Source organism: Dysosmobacter sp. HCP28S3_G4, from assembly GCF_052065175.1.
Taxonomy (GTDB): Bacteria; Bacillota; Clostridia; order Oscillospirales; family Oscillospiraceae; genus Oscillibacter.
The window spans coordinates 1-17,285 of the sequence record NZ_JBQHUP010000019.1 but is presented as its reverse complement, the minus strand read 5'-3'; the positions used below and the strand labels follow the sequence as shown (position 1 = coordinate 17,285).

At 47.8% G+C, this 17,285-nt stretch carries 20 protein-coding genes, 1 tRNA gene and 2 pseudogenes; 20 read left to right on the top strand and 3 right to left on the bottom strand.

All coding sequences use genetic code 11. The annotated features are described in order from the left end of the window. Positions 1–70: 70 nt before the first annotated feature. Positions 71–280, bottom strand: coding sequence for a hypothetical protein (locus ACTNBU_RS06325; protein ID WP_441031863.1), 210 nt, complete (start codon positions 278–280; stop codon positions 71–73). 15 nt (positions 281–295) lie between these two features. Here ACTNBU_RS06325 and ACTNBU_RS06320 point away from each other — a divergent pair, with 15 nt between their 5' ends. The 7 genes from ACTNBU_RS06320 to ACTNBU_RS06290 all read left to right on the top strand — a co-directional run bounded on the left by ACTNBU_RS06320 (position 296) and on the right by ACTNBU_RS06290 (position 4,988). Next, a complete protein-coding gene (locus ACTNBU_RS06320) occupies positions 296–1,468 on the top strand; it encodes a phosphoglycerate dehydrogenase (RefSeq protein WP_441031861.1) in 1,173 nt (390 codons plus the stop codon). Between the two features lie 803 nt (positions 1,469–2,271). After that, positions 2,272–2,348: transfer RNA gene (locus ACTNBU_RS06315), tRNA-Arg, on the top strand. 872 nt (positions 2,349–3,220) lie between these two features. Further along, positions 3,221–3,436 carry a Maff2 family mobile element protein gene (locus ACTNBU_RS06310; RefSeq protein WP_002576404.1) on the top strand — a complete coding sequence of 72 codons (216 nt, stop codon included), beginning with the start codon at positions 3,221–3,223 and terminating at the stop codon, positions 3,434–3,436. 85 nt (positions 3,437–3,521) lie between these two features. Next, positions 3,522–3,680, top strand: coding sequence for a Maff2 family mobile element protein (locus ACTNBU_RS06305; RefSeq protein ID WP_005929973.1), 159 nt, complete (start codon positions 3,522–3,524; stop codon positions 3,678–3,680). A 65-nt stretch (positions 3,681–3,745) separates the two neighbouring features. Continuing rightward, positions 3,746–4,108, top strand: coding sequence for a helix-turn-helix domain-containing protein (locus tag ACTNBU_RS06300; RefSeq protein WP_007887891.1), 363 nt, complete (start codon positions 3,746–3,748; stop codon positions 4,106–4,108). Then, positions 4,068–4,445: a TnpV protein gene (locus ACTNBU_RS06295; protein WP_002584333.1), complete on the top strand. Its 378-nt coding sequence runs from the start codon at positions 4,068–4,070 to the stop codon at positions 4,443–4,445. The genes ACTNBU_RS06300 and ACTNBU_RS06295 overlap by 41 nt, the downstream gene beginning before the upstream one ends. 51 nt (positions 4,446–4,496) lie before the next feature. After that, positions 4,497–4,988, top strand: a complete 492-nt coding sequence (locus ACTNBU_RS06290) for a nucleotidyltransferase domain-containing protein (protein ID WP_002584332.1) — start codon at positions 4,497–4,499, stop codon at positions 4,986–4,988. A gap of 118 nt (positions 4,989–5,106) precedes the next feature. On the opposite strand, the gene ACTNBU_RS06285 is transcribed toward ACTNBU_RS06290, so the two are convergent. Then, positions 5,107–5,913 carry a helix-turn-helix domain-containing protein gene (locus ACTNBU_RS06285; RefSeq protein ID WP_441031858.1) on the bottom strand — a complete coding sequence of 269 codons (807 nt, stop codon included), beginning with the start codon at positions 5,911–5,913 and terminating at the stop codon, positions 5,107–5,109. A gap of 472 nt (positions 5,914–6,385) precedes the next feature. On the opposite strand from ACTNBU_RS06285, the gene ACTNBU_RS06280 reads away from it, so the two are divergent. The 12 genes and pseudogenes from ACTNBU_RS06280 to ACTNBU_RS06225 all read left to right on the top strand — a co-directional run bounded on the left by ACTNBU_RS06280 (position 6,386) and on the right by ACTNBU_RS06225 (position 16,868). Further along, the gene (locus ACTNBU_RS06280) at positions 6,386–6,574 is read left to right on the top strand and encodes a hypothetical protein (protein WP_005930722.1); all 189 of its coding nucleotides are present in this window, start codon (positions 6,386–6,388) and stop codon (positions 6,572–6,574) included. Continuing rightward, a complete protein-coding gene (locus ACTNBU_RS06275; RefSeq protein ID WP_173877597.1) occupies positions 6,571–6,912 on the top strand; it encodes a DeoR family transcriptional regulator in 342 nt (113 codons plus the stop codon). Before ACTNBU_RS06280 ends, ACTNBU_RS06275 begins: the two co-directional genes overlap by 4 nt. Further along, positions 6,905–7,201 (top strand): DUF3847 domain-containing protein, encoded by a 297-nt coding sequence (locus tag ACTNBU_RS06270; RefSeq protein ID WP_173877598.1) that lies wholly within the window; start codon positions 6,905–6,907, stop codon positions 7,199–7,201. Before ACTNBU_RS06275 ends, ACTNBU_RS06270 begins: the two co-directional genes overlap by 8 nt. 746 nt (positions 7,202–7,947) lie before the next feature. Further along, positions 7,948–9,408, top strand: coding sequence for an Lsa family ABC-F type ribosomal protection protein (locus tag ACTNBU_RS06265; RefSeq protein ID WP_441031855.1), 1,461 nt, complete (start codon positions 7,948–7,950; stop codon positions 9,406–9,408). 214 nt (positions 9,409–9,622) lie between these two features. Then, positions 9,623–10,168, top strand: a complete 546-nt coding sequence (locus tag ACTNBU_RS06260) for an AAA family ATPase (RefSeq protein WP_002584326.1) — start codon at positions 9,623–9,625, stop codon at positions 10,166–10,168. 196 nt (positions 10,169–10,364) lie between these two features. Beyond that, on the top strand, positions 10,365–11,945 hold the full coding sequence (gene mobQ, locus ACTNBU_RS06255; protein WP_002584325.1) for a MobQ family relaxase: 1,581 nt from the start codon (positions 10,365–10,367) through the stop codon (positions 11,943–11,945). 65 nt (positions 11,946–12,010) lie between these two features. Continuing rightward, positions 12,011–12,655 (top strand): CHC2 zinc finger domain-containing protein, encoded by a 645-nt coding sequence (locus ACTNBU_RS06250; RefSeq protein WP_002584324.1) that lies wholly within the window; start codon positions 12,011–12,013, stop codon positions 12,653–12,655. After that, positions 12,624–13,961 (top strand): virulence-associated E family protein, encoded by a 1,338-nt coding sequence (locus ACTNBU_RS06245; RefSeq protein WP_002584323.1) that lies wholly within the window; start codon positions 12,624–12,626, stop codon positions 13,959–13,961. The genes ACTNBU_RS06250 and ACTNBU_RS06245 overlap by 32 nt, the downstream gene beginning before the upstream one ends. A 241-nt stretch (positions 13,962–14,202) precedes the next feature. Next, on the top strand, positions 14,203–14,400 hold the full coding sequence (locus ACTNBU_RS06240) for a hypothetical protein (protein ID WP_002592708.1): 198 nt from the start codon (positions 14,203–14,205) through the stop codon (positions 14,398–14,400). Next, positions 14,401–16,071 carry a recombinase family protein gene (locus tag ACTNBU_RS06235; RefSeq protein WP_002584321.1) on the top strand — a complete coding sequence of 557 codons (1,671 nt, stop codon included), beginning with the start codon at positions 14,401–14,403 and terminating at the stop codon, positions 16,069–16,071. A 91-nt stretch (positions 16,072–16,162) separates the two neighbouring features. Then, positions 16,163–16,246: pseudogene (locus tag ACTNBU_RS06230) on the top strand (Maff2 family mobile element protein); the annotation flags it as partial. A gap of 25 nt (positions 16,247–16,271) precedes the next feature. Further along, positions 16,272–16,868, top strand: a complete 597-nt coding sequence (locus tag ACTNBU_RS06225; protein ID WP_441031852.1) for a VirB6/TrbL-like conjugal transfer protein, CD1112 family — start codon at positions 16,272–16,274, stop codon at positions 16,866–16,868. A 94-nt stretch (positions 16,869–16,962) separates the two neighbouring features. Here the strand turns inward: ACTNBU_RS06225 and ACTNBU_RS06220 are convergent. After that, positions 16,963–17,184 (bottom strand): annotated as a pseudogene (locus ACTNBU_RS06220) (ATP-binding protein); the annotation flags it as partial. On the opposite strand from ACTNBU_RS06220, the gene ACTNBU_RS06215 reads away from it, so the two are divergent. Next, positions 17,107–17,280, top strand: coding sequence for a hypothetical protein (locus tag ACTNBU_RS06215; protein ID WP_441031908.1), 174 nt, complete (start codon positions 17,107–17,109; stop codon positions 17,278–17,280). The pseudogene ACTNBU_RS06220 and the gene ACTNBU_RS06215 sit on opposite strands and share 78 nt — an antisense overlap. Positions 17,281–17,285: the final 5 nt, after the last annotated feature.

The window sequence follows — 17,285 nt, the reverse complement described above, 5'->3', positions numbered from 1 at the left end:
ACTTTTTACACACAGCCAAATATTATATGCCACCATTTTGCCGTTTTCAAGAGAAAACAACCGGCTTTTTTCAAAAAATAACACTTTTCTGCGAATTGCCCCGGCGGTTTTTCCCGCGGAGTACCTTTTTGTACAAAGAAGCAAAAAAATTTCCCTCTTTTTTCCCTTCCGCCGCTTGACTGCCGCGAAGCACCTTCCTATAATAAGAAGTGCTGCTGCGGAAGCGGCGCCAGCGCCGCACGTTCCGCCGCAAGTATTTCTGACGTACTGTCGTCAGCATCTGGAGGATACTGTCATGTATCACATCAAAACAATGAACAAGATCTCCCCTGTGGGCATCAGCCAGTTTGACCGGGAGCGATACATCGTCTCCGACGCCGAGGAGAACGAGGACGCCATTCTGGTGCGCTCCGCCAAGCTCCACGACTATGCCTTCCCCCGGAACCTGCTGGCCATCGCCCGGGCCGGTTCCGGCGTCAACAACATCCCCCTGGACCGCTGCTCCCAGGCGGGCATCGCCGTGTTCAGCACCCCCGGCGCCAACGCCAACGCCGTCAAGGAGCTGGTGATCTGCTCCATGCTGCTGGCCTCCCGCGACATTGAGGGCTCCTCCCGCTGGGTGAAGGAGCAGGTGGACGCCGGCGTGGATGTCACCACCGTGGTGGAAAAGGGCAAGGCCGCCTTCATCGGGCCGGAGATCTATCAGAAGACCCTGGGCATCATCGGCCTGGGAGCCATCGGCGCGCTGGTGGCCAACATCGCCCTGTCCCTGGGCATGGACGTCTACGGCTACGACCCGTACCTGTCCGTGGACTCCGCCCTCCGTCTGGACCGTCACGTCCACGTGGTGAAGGACATCAACGAGCTGTACAAGAAGTCCGACTATATCACCGTCCACATCCATCTGACGGATTCCACCCGCCACATGATCGACGCCAAGGCCATCGCCGCCATGAAGCGGGGCGCCCGGTTCATCAACCTGGCCCGGGGCGAGATCGTGGACGACGACGCCATGATGGCCGCTCTGGAGACCGGCAAGGTGGCCTGCTACGTCACGGACTTCCCCAACAACAAGATCATGCAGGCCCGCCATGTGGTGGCCTTCCCCCATCTGGGCGCCTCCACGCCGGAGAGCGAGCAGAACTGCGCCGTCATGGCCGCTAACGAGCTGATCGACTATCTGGAGTACGGCAACATCCGCAACTCCGTGAACTTCCCCGCCGTGTCCCAGGAGCCCAGCGGCGTGGTGCGGCTGTGCATCATTCATAAGAACATCCCCGCCATGCTGGCCAATATCACGGCCCTGCTCAGCAAGGACGGCGCCAACGTGGAAAACCTGAGCAACAAGTCCAAGGGCGACTACGCCTACACCATCGTGGACCTGAACTCTGAGGTGGACGCCACAGTCCTGGAGGACGTCAAGTCCCTCAACGGCGTCATCCGCGTCCGGGCCCTGCGCTGGGCGTGAGCCGGCGGAGCCAGCCTGTCAGTTCTCTGAAAACCCGAGGGCGTCCGGAGACATCCGGACACCCTCGGTCTTTTCTTTTGTCCGCCGGGCGGCTTTTTCCCGCTCCGGCGTTGACAGCCGGGACAAAAACGGGTAAAATAAGACCCGCTGAAGCCCGCAGCCCATAAAATGCCCCGGTAGCTCAGTCGTATAGAGCGGTCGCCTCCTAAGAGAACGAGGAGCGGACACCTTTTGGGGAGGACCCCGCCTTAAAACTTCATATACGTCTCCGTAGCTCAGCAGGATAGAGCATCCGCCTCCTAAGGTTACGTTACAACGCTCACCTTGGAAAAACCTTAGTTGGGAGCTGAGTCCGATAATTACGGAGGCTGACAAAAAAATTAAATACGTCCCAATAGCTCAGTTGGATAGAGCACACGCCTCCTAAGAAAAAGGGCGAGCACGAGTCTGCTGAAAAACAGTAATTCTGTTGTGAGTTCAAATCTTCTTGAGAATTGACTCCCGACGCGACAGTTCCGACTTCCCGTCTAACAATGGCGGAAGGGTCAATTATACGGATGCTGCTAATAAACCGGTCGAAAAACGACCTCTTTTTGATTAGAAGAACCGCTCTTCGGAGCCTTCTTAATACAGGCTGAAGTTCCAAAAACCCAGGAAATAAGCCAAAAATTGAATAAATGTCTCTGTAGCTCAGTAGGATAGAGCGTTCGCCTCCTAAGGTTACGTTACAACGCTCACCTTGGAAAAACCTTAGTTGGGAGCTGAGTCCGATAATTACGGAGGCTGACAAAAAAATTAAATACGTCCCAATAGCTCAGTTGGATAGAGCACACGCCTCCTAAGCGTGGGGTCGGAGGTTCAAGTCCTCTTTGGGACGCCAGCTAACAACGCCGAAAGCCTTTGTTTTCAAGGGTTTTCGGCTTTTTTTAACAAATTCCAGTGTGATTGCTGAGACGAAATAATGTTTTCAAATTTTACTTCAAATTCTGATTTTTGACAAGCCCTAAAAAATCGAACTGCTGTGATAAGACAAAAATTTCTGCTAATCATTAGCAGAAAAAGGGCCGTTTTTGCTAATGAAAATGCGCTTCCAGCTAATTAGGCGAAAAAACGTGCTAAAAACCTTGCTAATTCAAAAGGCGGATGTTCCGAGTGCTAAGCCGTTATAAGAAATAAAATTGAATACTACCATGTACATAGAGCGTCTATTTGCCCCTGTATCGGGGATGGATAGACGCTCTTTTTTTATGCCCAAAATTCATGGGTAAATCTGAAAGATTGGAGGTTTGATTTTTGAGTAAAATCGTCTATTCCCCAGACAAGCCAAACGACTGCCGCTACTGTCATTTTTGGAAAAACAATAAAACGGGCTGCTGTCTGGGCGAAGAAAATTGTTACTACTTAATCTCCGTATCCCCAAAGCCGAAGTCGGAATGTGAAGGTTGTCCTTATGGGCGGGATCATCCCTGCATCGGCTGGTGTACCAGGAAGATTATGAAGGAAGTGGGGGTGCGTTGATATGTATGAGTATGAACGCAATCGCCGTGACAAGCCGAAATGTTGCAAAGACTGCGAGTATTATCAACCCCGATGGAAGTACCGCTTCTGCTATTTTGTCAGATGTCCGTATAAACTGAAGGATATGATTGCAGTTGAATAGTCCCGTTGTTTCTGCCCTCCGACCGGTTCTCCGGTATTGCGGAGGGCTTTTTTCATTTCAAAATCCATTTCAAATATCAGGAGGAAACGTATATGGCATTTTTCAACAGCGCAGTAACCGTTCTTCAGACTCTCGTTATCGCTCTCGGCGCAGGTCTCGGCATCTGGGGTGCAATCAACCTGCTTGAAGGCTACGGCAACGACAACCCCGGCGCAAAGTCCCAGGGTATGAAGCAGCTCATGGCTGGTGGCGGTGTCGCTCTCATCGGTACTACCCTTGTACCTCTGCTCTCCGGTCTCTTCGGCTAATCAGCCGCTGGAAGCTCAAGAACCAATCAATCACGGGTTGGGATAGAAGCTCCCAACCCTATTTTCTATCAAGGAGGAAAAATATATGGCATTTTTCAACAGCGCAGTAACTGTTCTTCAGACCCTCGTTATCGCCCTCGGCGCTGGTCTCGGCATCTGGGGAGCCATCAACCTGCTCGAAGGCTACGGCAACGACAACCCCGGCGCAAAGTCCCAGGGCATGAAGCAGTTCATGGCTAATTAAAGGGAACAAAAAGAAAGGAAAAGCACAATCCAGACGGTATCAGCGGCAGTCTACAAGAATAAATTGTGATTTCACAAGATTGGTGCTATAATAAGAGAAAAGTTCCTGCCGGGGCAGCCGCTCCGGTGGTATGGATAGAAAGGCAGGAAAACAATATGCACATCAGCTATAAACCACTCTGGCACACACTGTTAGAGCGTGATATGAGAAAAGAGGATTTAAGGCTTGCCGCTGGTATGACAACAAATATGATTGCCAACATGAGCAAAGAGGGAAAGCACATCAGCATGGATACATTAGCCCGTATCTGCGAAACGCTGAATTGTGAGATTACCGATGTGATTGAGTTAGTACCAGACGAGCCTGCTTCCACAGGAGGTAAGGAACATGAGCGAATTGAAACCAAGAATAAAAGAAAACGGAATTGATTATATCCTTGTTGGAGATTACTACATCCCGGACTTGAAGTTGCCGGAGGAACACCGCCCCATCGGAAAGTACGGACGGATGCACCGGGAATATTTAAGAGAAGTCTGCCCAGCCAGATTACACACATTGACCCTGACCGGGGAATTGTGGACATATCTTGCAGACCTGAACGAACAGGCACAGAAACGGTTAGACACCATCATGGAGCAGATGAAAGCTGCCGAGGGCGTGACCGAGGAATTGAAGCGTACCCGTCAAATGGAATGGGTGCAGCGTTGCAATAACATTCACAACCGGGCAGAAGAAATTGTTTTACATGAGATGATTTATTCATAACGGTATGGTAGAATGATTATTACAAATTAGAAGTTGTAAAGGAGACTTTGTATGGGTAGAAAAGAAATAACAACAAAAGAAGATTTAATGAAAGTAATAGAATTATTCGAAAATACTGGAATTACATACTGGTTGGATGGCGGATGGGGTGTAGATATTTTAGCTGGTAAACAAACAAGAATTCATAGAGATATAGATATAAATTTTGATGCTCAACATACGGAAAAATTGTTAAATGTGCTTTTGAATCTGGGCTATAAAATTGATACAGACTGGAAACCGGTTAGAATAGAGTTATATAGTGATGAACTTGGTTACTTAGACATTCACCCGTTCGTTTTAAGTGAGGACGGAACTTCAAAACAAGCTGATTTAGAGGGTGGCTGGTATGAGTTTGAAAAAGATTACTTTGGTAGTGCTTTTTTTGAAGGAAAAACAATTCCTTGTATATCCTTAAAAGGCCAAAGAGTTTTCCATTCAGGTTATGAATTAAGAGATAAAGATAAGCATGATATTTCAATTCTTGAAAGTTTATCAAAATAACATTGCCGTAATTTCTAAGATAAATTCCACTTTATCGCTTTGAAATTTTAACTGAATAAGTATAGCACCAACCGCTGCTACATGGAAGCAAACACAACCATGCAACAGCGGTTTTTCTTTACCGTTTTTTCCTTTGACTGATAGGAGTTCCTGTTTTCTTTGATTTTTGTAGAATCCGAATGAGCCAGCGAAATTCTTCTTCTGATAAATTTTTGTAGTTGATACCAAGCTGCTTGCAGTAAAGCACTGCCAGTTTTTCCAAACGGCTGCCCTTGAAATTTTCGACTGCTTCTAGATTTTCTCTCAGTTCATCGGCAACGGTGGTCTGGGGCGCACTCTCACTGTCTTTTTTATGGGCTTCCCGAATATCCCGGATAATGAGATTGAGGTCATCCAGAACCATGTGGCTGAAATATTCATCATCACTGATATGGGCGGCTTGCAGCACTTTCAAATGCGGGTCATCTTCTCCGGGGCGATACCGTTCAATGATTTCATGCCGGACAGTATCGACAAGGGCGTTGAGGTTTTGAATCTGCATGGTGGCAATTCCATCCACATAAATCTCAATGTCCGCAAGAAACTTAATAAAATCCTTATGGGTGGCAAGTTCGCAGAGCAGACGGTTGTTAATCCGACCGCTTTTCAGAAGTGCAACCATCTCAACGTTCAAATGCAGCTCCGTCAATGGCGTATTGATCTGCTCCTTGTTCTCTGTCCGGCACAGCAGATAATCAACGGAAACCCCATAGAATTCTGCCAGCGTGATGAGGTTTCCATGATTGATTTCCTTAAAATCTTCTTTTTCATAACTGCCAAGGGCTGATTTAGAAATACCCGTCAGCTTTGATAGTTCTTCCAGATTTAAGCCTTTGTCCTTGCGGAGTTCCCAAAGGCGTTCCTGTATGCTTGTTGCTCCTTTCATGGGCGCACGCTCCTTTCCGGCGGTTTCATTGCTGTCGTTTAACTGGATTATATCACACTTTCCGCAATCGTGGAAATTTCTGATTTTTACCCCTAATTCCTACTTTGTGGACATACGGCACAGGGCACAAAAATGTTCTATGATACAGGTAGTTCATCGATGGATTATTCCAATCGAATGACCAGCCTGTGTGGGATATGCTTCCCCGGCGATGTAGTGCCATGACTTTTGGCAGGGATATGGAGGAACCCTGACCGAAACGAGCGTACCAAAGGGAGCGATACGCCGCTGTGAGATTCAGGGGAGGAACGACACCGGGGAGAACTGGCGAACTGACACCGAAATACGACAATTTGATAGGGGGATAGTCTACCCTATCGCTGATACTTCGGGAGATTTTAGGCGGCTCTATGGCTGTAATTTTTCCGAAAATCGCCCCGAAACCATACACAAAAACGGGAGGAAGCGCAATATGCCGAGAATGAGCAAAAAGAGGAAGCATGAGCTTTCCTTTTACCTCAATGACCGGGGGCGTGTCACTTACAACGAATTATGCAGGAAATGCCAGCATGGGTGCAGGCAGAGCTTCCGGGCGGTTGTGATTGACTGCCCCCGTTATTTATCCAAACGAGCAAAGAAAAAGGAGGAACACACCGAATGAATTTTGAATTTATGACGATAGACACACCATTGCCGCCCTGTATGCCCTTTCCCATAGCGTTGACAGGATTTCCAGTCAGCAGCACCGCAAAGGTCATGTACTGCCGGATGCTGGACGATATGCTGTCCAAAGGACAGGAGGACGAGAACGGAATCCTGTTTGTGTGCTTCCCTGTCACAGCCATTGCCGCAGTCCTGTCCCGCAGCCCCATGACGGTCAAGCGTTCTTTGAATGAACTGGAAACCGCCGGACTTATCATGCGGGTGCGTCAGGGCGTTGGAGAACCAAACAGGATTTATGTTCTGATACCGGGAAAGGAGGACGCTGCCCTTGCCTGATACCTCAAAGCTGGAAAAACTCAATCGGGAGTTGGAAAAAAGCGAAAAGAAACTGCGGAAAGCCATCAATGATGAAAAGGCATTGCAGCACCAGTTGAAACAGCTTACCCGAAAGGAACGGACGCACCGGCTCTGTACCCGTGGCGGTATGCTGGAAAGTTTTCTGCAAGAACCGGAACGTCTGACAGATGATGATGTCATGCTGTTGTTGAAACTCATTTTTCACAGACAGGACATGCAGGAACTATTGAAAAAACTGCTGGAACGGGAGAAGCCGGAAACCCCTTAGTTTACTAAGGGCGCAATTATACACCACCCAAAGGTTGGTGCATTGCGTTCTCCGAAGGCTCCTTGCCGGAGGGCTGTGATTTTTCGCAGTCATGGTCTGCTCCAAATCATACAGGGGACGCTACGCTTCCCCTGCGCTGGCTACCGCCAGCTACCCTTTTGTGGACTTGTCATCTGGGGACACCTTGCGTTGCAAGCTGTTCCCAGCCGACAAGTTTCATAAAATATGCTATCTTTTCGATAGGCAATAAAGTATAATAAAGTCAGCAATAAATCGGAATTTTACGGTCAGTAAGGAATGCGTAAAGTTATATGATTGTATTATAAGCGATTTGTTAAATTTTTATAACCACCTGTATTTGCCTGCGATTTATGGTATAATATTTTAAAATTTAGAAAGAGGTGGGAAGATGATTAACTTTTCTTGCAAATAAAATCAAAATATGCGGTAGTGCTATACTTTGGCATTATTGTGTCTATTGCAAGAAAGTTATATGTCTATCTTACTCAATATAGTGCTGTTGCCACTTTTGCTTAGTGGTGTTATTTTATGCTATGACGAGCTGCAAGGATAAACTTTCTTGTGGCTCTTATTTTGTTTTGGAGGTGCTTTATGAATAGTGCAGAACAGATAGTTACACATGATTCACTCCGTATAGTGTCGGTTCCTTTTGGTGAAATCTATACGTAGTAAACATTCACCGAACCGACTTTGTATCGTATGACACGCAAAGGAGGATAATATTTATGTCAATGATTAAAATTGAAAACCTTACGTTTTCATATCCGACAAGTTATGATAATGTTTTTGAAAATGTCAGTTTCCAGATTGATACCGATTGGAAGCTTGGTTTTGTGGGCAGAAACGGACGAGGTAAAACAACCTTTCTGAATCTTCTGCTTGGGAAATATGAGTATAGCGGAAAAATCCTATCATCCGTACAGTTTGATTATTTTCCTTATCCCGTTTCAGATAAGAATCGTATTACAGAGGATATATTGCAGGAGGTTTGCCCACTTGCGGAAGAATGGGAACTTATGCGAGAACTTTCTTATCTTGATGTTGATGTCGATGTGCTTTGGCGACCTTTTGAAACACTTTCCAACGGAGAGCAGACAAAGGTTTTGCTTGCCGCTCTTTTTCTTAATGAAGGGCATTTCCTACTGATTGATGAACCTACCAACCATTTGGATGCCAAAGCGAGAAAAAGTGTGGCGGCATATCTGAAAAAGAAAAAGGGATTCATCTTAGTTTCTCACGATCGTCGCTTTCTTGACGATTGTGTTGACCATATTCTATCGATTAACCGAGCGAATATCGAAGTGCAAAGAGGAAACTTTTCATCATGGATGTCAAATTTTGAGCGACAGCAAGAATTTGAACTGGCTCAGAACGAACGTTTGCAAAAGGACATCAGACGATTACAGCAGTCGGCAAAACGCTCTGCAGTATGGTCTGAACGTGTAGAAGCTTCCAAAATTGGGGCAGCAGATAAAGGTTATGTCGGTCATAAAGCCGCCAAAATGATGAAGCGTTCAAAATCTATAGAAGCGAGACAACAACAGACAATCGAACAAAAATCAGCATTGCTGAAAAATGTGGAAACCGCAGAAGCCCTCAAGATACAACCGCTTAATTACCATACAGATTTGATTGCATCATTATCGAATGTAGTAGTTTATTATGATGGCATTTCAGTTTGTGAACCCGTTTCGTTTGAAATAAGACAGGGAGAACGCATTGTGCTTGACGGGAAGAACGGCAGTGGCAAAAGTAGCCTGTTAAAGTTGGTAGTCGGGCAGTCCATAGATTATACGGGTACAGTAACACTTGGCTCTGGGCTTGTAATTTCTTATGTGCCACAGGATACATCGTATTTATGTGGAACCCTTTCCGAGTTTGCAGAAGAAAACAACCTTGATGAAAGTCTGTTCAAGGCACTTCTTAGGAAAATGGACTTTGAGCGTGTACAGTTTGAAAAGGATATTAAAGACTTTTCTGGCGGGCAAAAGAAGAAAGTCCTAATTGCGAAAAGCCTTTGTGAAAAGGCACACTTGTATGTATGGGATGAACCGCTCAACTTTATTGATGTGTACTCACGTATGCAGATTGAACAACTCATAACGGAGTTTGCCCCGACCATGCTCCTGGTAGAACATGACAGTGTTTTTCGAGATACTGTGGCAAGTAAAATTGTGAATATCTAAATTGGTTCTTCCGCAATTTTACGTTTTTCGCTTTAATAAAAATGGAGAATGCTGATTTACACTGGCATTCCAGTATTGAAAAATTACAAAATACGGATAATTGCGTAAGAACCTCTAAATTAAAATAATTGTATGGGTTAATTCCAGCTTTACAGAGACTCAAATTCCAGTTTGTAGAATTAAGAAAATCGTAATTTGTGGAGGTAAAATATAGATGAATCAAGGTAGAATTATTGTAATCACAGGTGCGCCGGGGACAGGAAAAACTACAACGGCATCTGCTGTTGCAAAAGAATCAGATTTGGAAAAGTCTGTGCATATGCACACAGATGACTTTTATCATTATTTGAGTAAAGGGGCAATACCACCGCATTTGCCAGAATCAAATGAGCAAAATTTGATTGTCATTGAAGCGTTTTTAGAAGCTGCGAAGCGATATGCTCGTGGTGGATATGATGTAATTGTTGACGGTATTATCGGACCGTGGTTTTTAAAGCCGTGGCAAAGTCTTGTTCGGGAACATTATGAGGTGCATTATATTATTTTAAGGGCAAGTAAGGAAGAAACCTTGAAGCGAGCTGTTGAACGCTCAAAGTTAGACCGAAAGACAAATATCGAATTGGTAGAAACCATGTGGGAGCAATTTTGCAATCTGGGAATATATGAATCGAATGTTATAGATACGACCACTTATTCCATTCAAGAAACTGTTTCCGCAGTACAAGAAAAAATCGCAAGTAGGGCAGCGTTGTTGTCTTAGATTGTTTTGGTGCAATTCCAGTTTGTTAGCTTTACATCGGGTCAACTTGTCCCGAACTTTTACAACTAAATACCCGCCGCTCACACAGTGGCACACCGAGCAGGAAATCTGAAAAAGGTCTCCTGCTTTTTTTCTGCCCAAAATGAGGTGGTAAAACGCCACCCCATCCACCAATTAGCGAAAGGAGGGACACGAAATGCCTTGTCCACACAACGAAATCACGATTGTTCAGCGCAGCCAGCGGCAGTCTGCGGTTGCCGCCGCTGCTTACCAAAGCGGCGAAAAGCTGTTCTGTGAATACGACCAGCAAGTAAAGCACTACCCGGAAAAGCGTGGTATCGTCCACAATGAAATCCTGCTCCCGGCAAATGCTCCACAGGAATATGCAGACCGCAATACTTTATGGAATGCCGCCGAAGCGGTGGAAAAGCAATGGAACTCCCAGCTTGCAAGGCGGTGGGTGCTTACCATTCCCAGAGAGATACCGCCCGACCAGTACGCTGTCCTTGTACGGGAGTTTTGTGAACAGCAGTTTGTTTCCAAAGGCATGATTGCTGATTTTGCCATCCATGACCCCCATCCGCCGGGACACAATCCCCACGCCCATGTCCTGCTGACCATGCGGGCAATGGATGAACATGGAAAATGGCTTCCCAAGAGCCGCAAGGTTTATGACCTTGACGAGAATGGGGAACGGATAAAGCTGCCGTCCGGCAGGTGGAAAAGCCACAAGGAGGATACGGTGGACTGGAACGACCAGAAGTATTGTGAAATCTGGCGGCATGAATGGGAGGTTATCCAGAACCGCTATCTGGACGCCAATGACCGCCCGGAGCGTGTGGACTTGCGTTCCTATGCCAGACAGGGGCTTGATATAGTCCCCACTGTCCATGAGGGGACTGCTGTCCGGCAGATGGAAAAGCGAGGTATCCAGACGAATATCGGCAACCTGAACCGGGAAATCAGAGCCGCCAACCGCCTGATGAAGTCCATCCGGCAGCTTATCCAAAACCTCAAAGGCTGGATTACCGAGCTGGGAGAAAAACGGAAGGAGCTGCTTGCACAAAAGGCGGCGGAGGAAGCGACACTTCTTCCCAATCTGCTGATGAAGTATATGGAGATACGAAAGGAAGAACGGAAGGACTGGACAAGGGCTGGACAGAACCGGGGAACTTCACAGGACTTAAAGGCAGTCAGCGAAGCCCTGTCCTATCTCCGGCAAAAGGGGCTTTCCACTGTGGAGGACTTAGAAGCGTTTCTGGAATCTTCCGGGAAATCAGCCGCAGATTACCGCAATCAGATGAAGCCAAAGGAAGCCCGGAGCAAAGTGATTGACGGGATTCTTGCCAGCCGGACAGACTGCAAGGAATGTAAGGCTGTCTATGAGAAGTACCAGAAGATATTTTTTAAGAAAATAAAGGGGAAATTCAAACAGGAACACCCGGAGGTTGCCCGGTATGAGAAAGCCGCTGACTACCTTGCCAAGCACCCGGACGATAAGGATAAAACGAAAAATGAGTTGCAACAGGAGCAGGAAACGCTTCTCAGCGAAATCGCAGAGCTGAAAGTACCACTGACCGAGGTACAGGAGGATTTGAAGAAGCTGCGGGACATCCGCTACTGGGTACGGAAAGCCACACCTGGCACAGAGGAAAGCAAAGAGCCGCCCAAGAAGCAGCCCATCAAAGAAGTCTTGCAGGATAAGACTGACGAGAAAAAAGCACAAAGAACCGCCCCGGCACAGGAGAAACACAGACAACAGGATATGGAACTTTAACAGGCACTTGCCATTTTCAATTAGAGAATGTCAGGTGCTTTTCTTATTTTCAAGGAGGGATAGATTTGAATGTATTCGAAGCTGTGAAGCAGTCCGTCACAACAAGACAGGCTGCGGAGTATTATGGAATCCATGTAGGTCGGAACGGGATGGCTTGCTGCCCGTTCCATAACGATAAAACCCCAAGCATGAAGCTGGATCGGCGTTACCATTGCTTCGGCTGCGGTGCGGATGGGGATGTGATTGATTTTGCCGCCGCCCTGTATGGGCTGGGAAAGAAAGAAGCCGCCGTACAGCTGGCACAGGACTTCGGGCTTTCCTATGAGGACTGGAAACCGCCGGGAAAGGTAAAAAAGCCCAAGACCCGGCAGAAATCCCCGGAGGAACAGTTTCAGGAAGCAAAGAATCGCTGCTTCCGTATTCTTGCCGATTATCTCCATCTGCTGATGGCATGGAGAACGGACTACGCCCCGCACTCCCCGGAGGAAGCCTTTCATCCCCGGTTTGTGGAAGCCTTACAGAAGCAAGCCCAAGTGGAATATCTGCTGGATGTGCTGCTGTTCGGGGAAACAGAGGAAAAAGCGGATTTGATTACGGACTACGGAAAGGATGTGATACAGCTTGAACAGCGAATGGCAGAACTTGCAGCCGCAGACGCAGCAAGAACTAAAAAACACTATGAACGCCATGCAGCCGCCCCAGAGCGTTGAGGAAATCAAGGCGGGGCTGGAAACCACCGAGAAAGGCGGTGTCCGTCAGAGCATACGGAACTGCCTGACCGTATTCCAACGTGACCCTCTGCTTTCAGGGGCTATCGCATACAACATCCTGACTGACCGCAAGGACATCATAAAGCCCATCGGTTTTCACAGAGAAAGCACCGCCCTGAACGATACGGACATGAAGTATCTGCTTCTTTATCTGGAAGAAACCTACGGGCTTACCAATGAGAAAAAGATTGATAACGCCATCGGGATTGTGGCGAATGAAAACAAGTACCATCCCATCCGGGACTATCTCAATACCCTTGTGTGGGACGGGACAGAGCGAATCCGCTTCTGCCTGCGGCACTTTCTGGGGGCTGACGCAGACGATTACACCTATGAAGCGTTGAAGCTGTTCCTGCTGGGTGCAATCTCACGAGCCTTTCAGCCGGGGTGCAAGTTTGAAATCATGCTCTGTCTGGTAGGCGGTCAGGGGGCTGGAAAGTCCACCTTCTTCCGGCTGCTGGCAGTCCGGGACGAGTGGTTCTCCGATGATTTGCGGAAGCTGGACGATGACAATGTGTACCGCAAGCTGCAAGGTCACTGGATTATTGAAATGTCGGAAATGATGGCAACCGCCAACGCCAAGAGCATTGAGGAAATCAAGTCATTTTTAAGCCGGCAGAAAGAGGTCTACAAGATACCTTATGAAACCCACCCGGCAGACCGCCCCCGTCAGTGCGTGTTTGGCGGCACTTCCAATGCCCTTGACTTCCTGCCCCTTGACCGTTCCGGCAACCGCCGCTTTATCCCGGTCATGGTGTACCCGGAGCAGGCGGAAGTTCACATTTTGGAGGATGAAGCCGCTTCCAGAGCCTATATCGGGCAGATGTGGGCGGAAGCGATGGAGATTTATAAAAGCGGCAGGTTCAAGCTGGCTTTCAGCCCCGCCATGCAGCGGTATCTCAAAGAACACCAGCGGGATTTTATGCCGGAGGACACCAAAGCCGGGATGATACAGGCGTATCTTGATAAATACACCGGGAGCATGGTCTGCTCCAAGCAGCTCTATAAGGAAGCCTTGAACCATGCTTTTGACGAGCCGAAGCAATGGGAAATCCGGGAAATCAACGAGATTATGAACCAGTGCATTTCCAGCTGGCGGTACTTCCCAAACCCAAGAATGTTTTCCGAATATGGCAGACAAAAGGGCTGGGAGCGTGAAAACCCGGCAACGGACTCCGGCAACCCGTCTGAAAAAACGATGGACGGTTTTGTGGAGGTCACAGAACAGATGGAGCTTCCATTCTGAAAAGGACAGCCCGTTGCACCCCCTGTTGTTATCCCGTTGCCGAGCCGGTTGCCGGGAAAAACCCCTTATTTCCGGGCTTTTCTCCCTTATAACAACCAAAACAACAAAAAAATAAAAGAAAAGTATAAATAGTAACCATCGCCAGATTGAGATTGTTTGCAAGGTCTTTTGAAGTCCGTTGCCGGACTTCGTTGCCGACACCCTCTGTCTGGCTATTTTCATGTATGGAGGATAACTGCCTATGGCAAAAAACAAAACAGAGATTCATGTGACCACTGTATTTGACGGGGAGCTTGACGCCACTGATGTGTTCGTCAGCCTGATTTCCCAGAAATACGGAAAGACAAATGCAAAAGAATATCTTGCTAAAAAGAAAGATATAGGCTATAATGAAGATGAGGTTCAAAAGAGCCAGATACCGTCTGGATTGTGTGGGTAAATGGCTATGATGAACGAAATGGAATACAGAACAATCGGTTCGGCACTTGCCGGGGGTTATCGTGCGGCGGTCTATTGCAGGCTGTCAAAGGACGATGACCTGCAAGGCGAAAGTGCCAGTATCGCAAACCAGCGTGATATGCTGGAAAAATACTGCGAAAAGCAGGGATGGGAGGTTGTGGCAGTCTATCAGGACGATGGCTTCACAGGTCTTAACATGGAGCGTCCTGACCTACAGAGAATGTTGAGAGCCATTGAGCGCAGGCAGATCAACCTTGTCATCACGAAAGACCTCAGCCGACTGGGGCGTAATTATCTGCAAACCGGGCATTTGATTGAGGACTTTTTCCCAAGAAACGGTGTCCGCTATATCGCCATGAATGACGGCATCGACACCCTGCGGGATAACAACGACATTGCCCCGTTCAAGAATATCCTGAACGAGATGTACAGCAAGGATATTTCCAAGAAAGTCCATTCCTCTTATCTTCTGAAAGCGCAGAAAGGACAGTTTACCGGGTGTCTTGCCCCGTTTGGGTATCGGAAAGACCCGGAGGACAAAAACCATCTGCTCATTGACGAGGAAACCGCCCCGATTGTGCGGCTGATTTTCGGATATGCCCTGAACGGTCATGGTCCGAACTATATCCGCAGACGGCTGGAGAAAGAAAAAATCCCCTGCCCTACATGGTGGAACCGGGAACGGGGGCTTCGCAATACCCGCACCAAATGGGAAAAGAAAGACCCAGAAAACGGGCGGTATATGTGGGACTTCTCCGTTATCAAAGACCTTTTGATGAATCCCGTCTACACCGGGGCGATTGCTTCCCAGAAAAAGGACTACCGCTTCAAAATCGGCACGATTGGGGAAAAGAAGCCGGAGGACTGGATTGTGGTGGAGGGACAGCATGAACCGCTGATTGACAGCATGAGCTTTGACATTGTGCAGAACAAGCTGAAATCCCGCCAGCGTCCGGGGCAGACCAATGAAATCAGCCTGTTTGCCGGACTGTTAAAATGCGGCGAGTGTGGGAAGTCGCTGACGGTACGCTACACAAACGCTAAACATCCCCAGCGGATTTACTCCTGCAAGACCTACAATGCCTTTGGAAAGAACCACTGCACCCAGCACCGGATTGATTATGACACCCTTTACAGCCATGTGCTGCGGAAAATCCGGGAATGTGCCAGAGCTGCCCTGATGGACGGGGAAGCGGTTGCCGACCGCCTGACCAATACCTGTGAAGCCGAGCAGCGGGAACAGCGGGAAGCAATGGAACGCTCCCTTACAAGGGACGAGGAACGGATTGAGGTTCTGGACAAAATGGTCATGCGGCTTTATGAGGATATGATTGCAGGGCGTATCAGTGAGCAGAATTTCAACACCATGCTGGAAAAGACACAGACCGAGCAGACGGAGCTTAAAACAAAAGTGTCCGAGGGCAGAAAGCGGCTGTCCGATGAAGTCCAGCTTGCCAATGATGCAAAACAATGGGTGGAAGCCATTCAGGAATACGCCAACATCACAGAGCTGGACGCAGCCACCCTCAACCGCTTAATCAAAGAAATCGTTGTGCATGAGCGCATTGACGAAGATAAAACAAGACACATTTCTATCGAAATTCATTTTAATCTCAAACCCATCCCGGAGGTGGAACAGGTCACTGCCTGACCTGTCCCGCCGGGACGGTTCTCTTAACAACACCATATAGATTTTTTGTACGCCGCCGCCCGCCATCGAGCAGAGTTTTTACACCTAATTGGGGATGAAACAGCTTATGGCAGGAGGCGGTGTTGCCCTCATCGGAACCACTCTTGTGCCCCTGCTTTCCGGTCTCTTTGGTTAATCCGCAAAAAAGGAGGTAATCGCCTTTGGACAGCATACTCCAACAGATCACAGACTGGCTGAAAGAAATGCTCGTTTCAGCCATCATGGGTAATCTGTCGGGGATGTTTGAGTCCGTCAACAACCAGGTTGGCGAGATAGCAACCTCCGTTGGCATGACCCCGGCGAATTTCTCGCCGGGTGTCTTTGCCATGGTACGCAACATCTCCGAGTCAGTGATTATCCCGATAGCAGGCTTGATACTGACATTTATCGCCTGTTACGAGCTGATTCAAATGATTATTGACCACAACAATCTGGCGAATTTTGAGACATGGATTTTTTTCAAGTGGGTGTTCAAGACCTTCGTTGCGGTCATGTTAATCACAAACACATTCAATATCACAATGGCTGTGTTCGATGTGGCACAGCACGTTATCAATGCCAGCGCCGGTATCATTGCGGGAGACACAGCCATAGATGCGGCAGCGCTGGAAACGATGGAAGATACGCTGATGGCAATGGATCTCGGTCCGCTATTAGGGCTGTTCCTGCAATCCCTGATTGTTCAGGTCACAATGTCGGCATTGGCAATCGTGATCTTCGTTATTGTTTACGGACGAATGATTGTCTTACCTCCATGAATCATCCATGCCTTTATTGTAGAGGGTGCGCAGAGTTGTTTGTATCAAGTTTTCTTACGCACTTCTTACAAAAATGAAAGAAGTGCAGAGCGTGTCAGCCCTGCACTCCAGCAACAAAGTCGTTGATCGGGAAGATAAGAGAAACACTTGTCCCTTTGCCCTGGGAACAGACTGACAATCCAATACCCAGTTTATCGCAGAGCCGTTTACAAAGGTACAGGCCAATCCCGGTGGAACTATGAACGGTTCGGCCATTCTGTCCGGTAAACCCCTTCTCGAAAACGCGGGGCAAATCGCTCTGTGGGAGGGTCTGTCCCAAATTCTGTGTAAACGCCGAAATGCGGTGCAAATAGAGCAAAATATATTCAAGGTGGAAGTGGTGCAAGCTGCTGCCGCCTTGTTTTCAAAATAACAGTA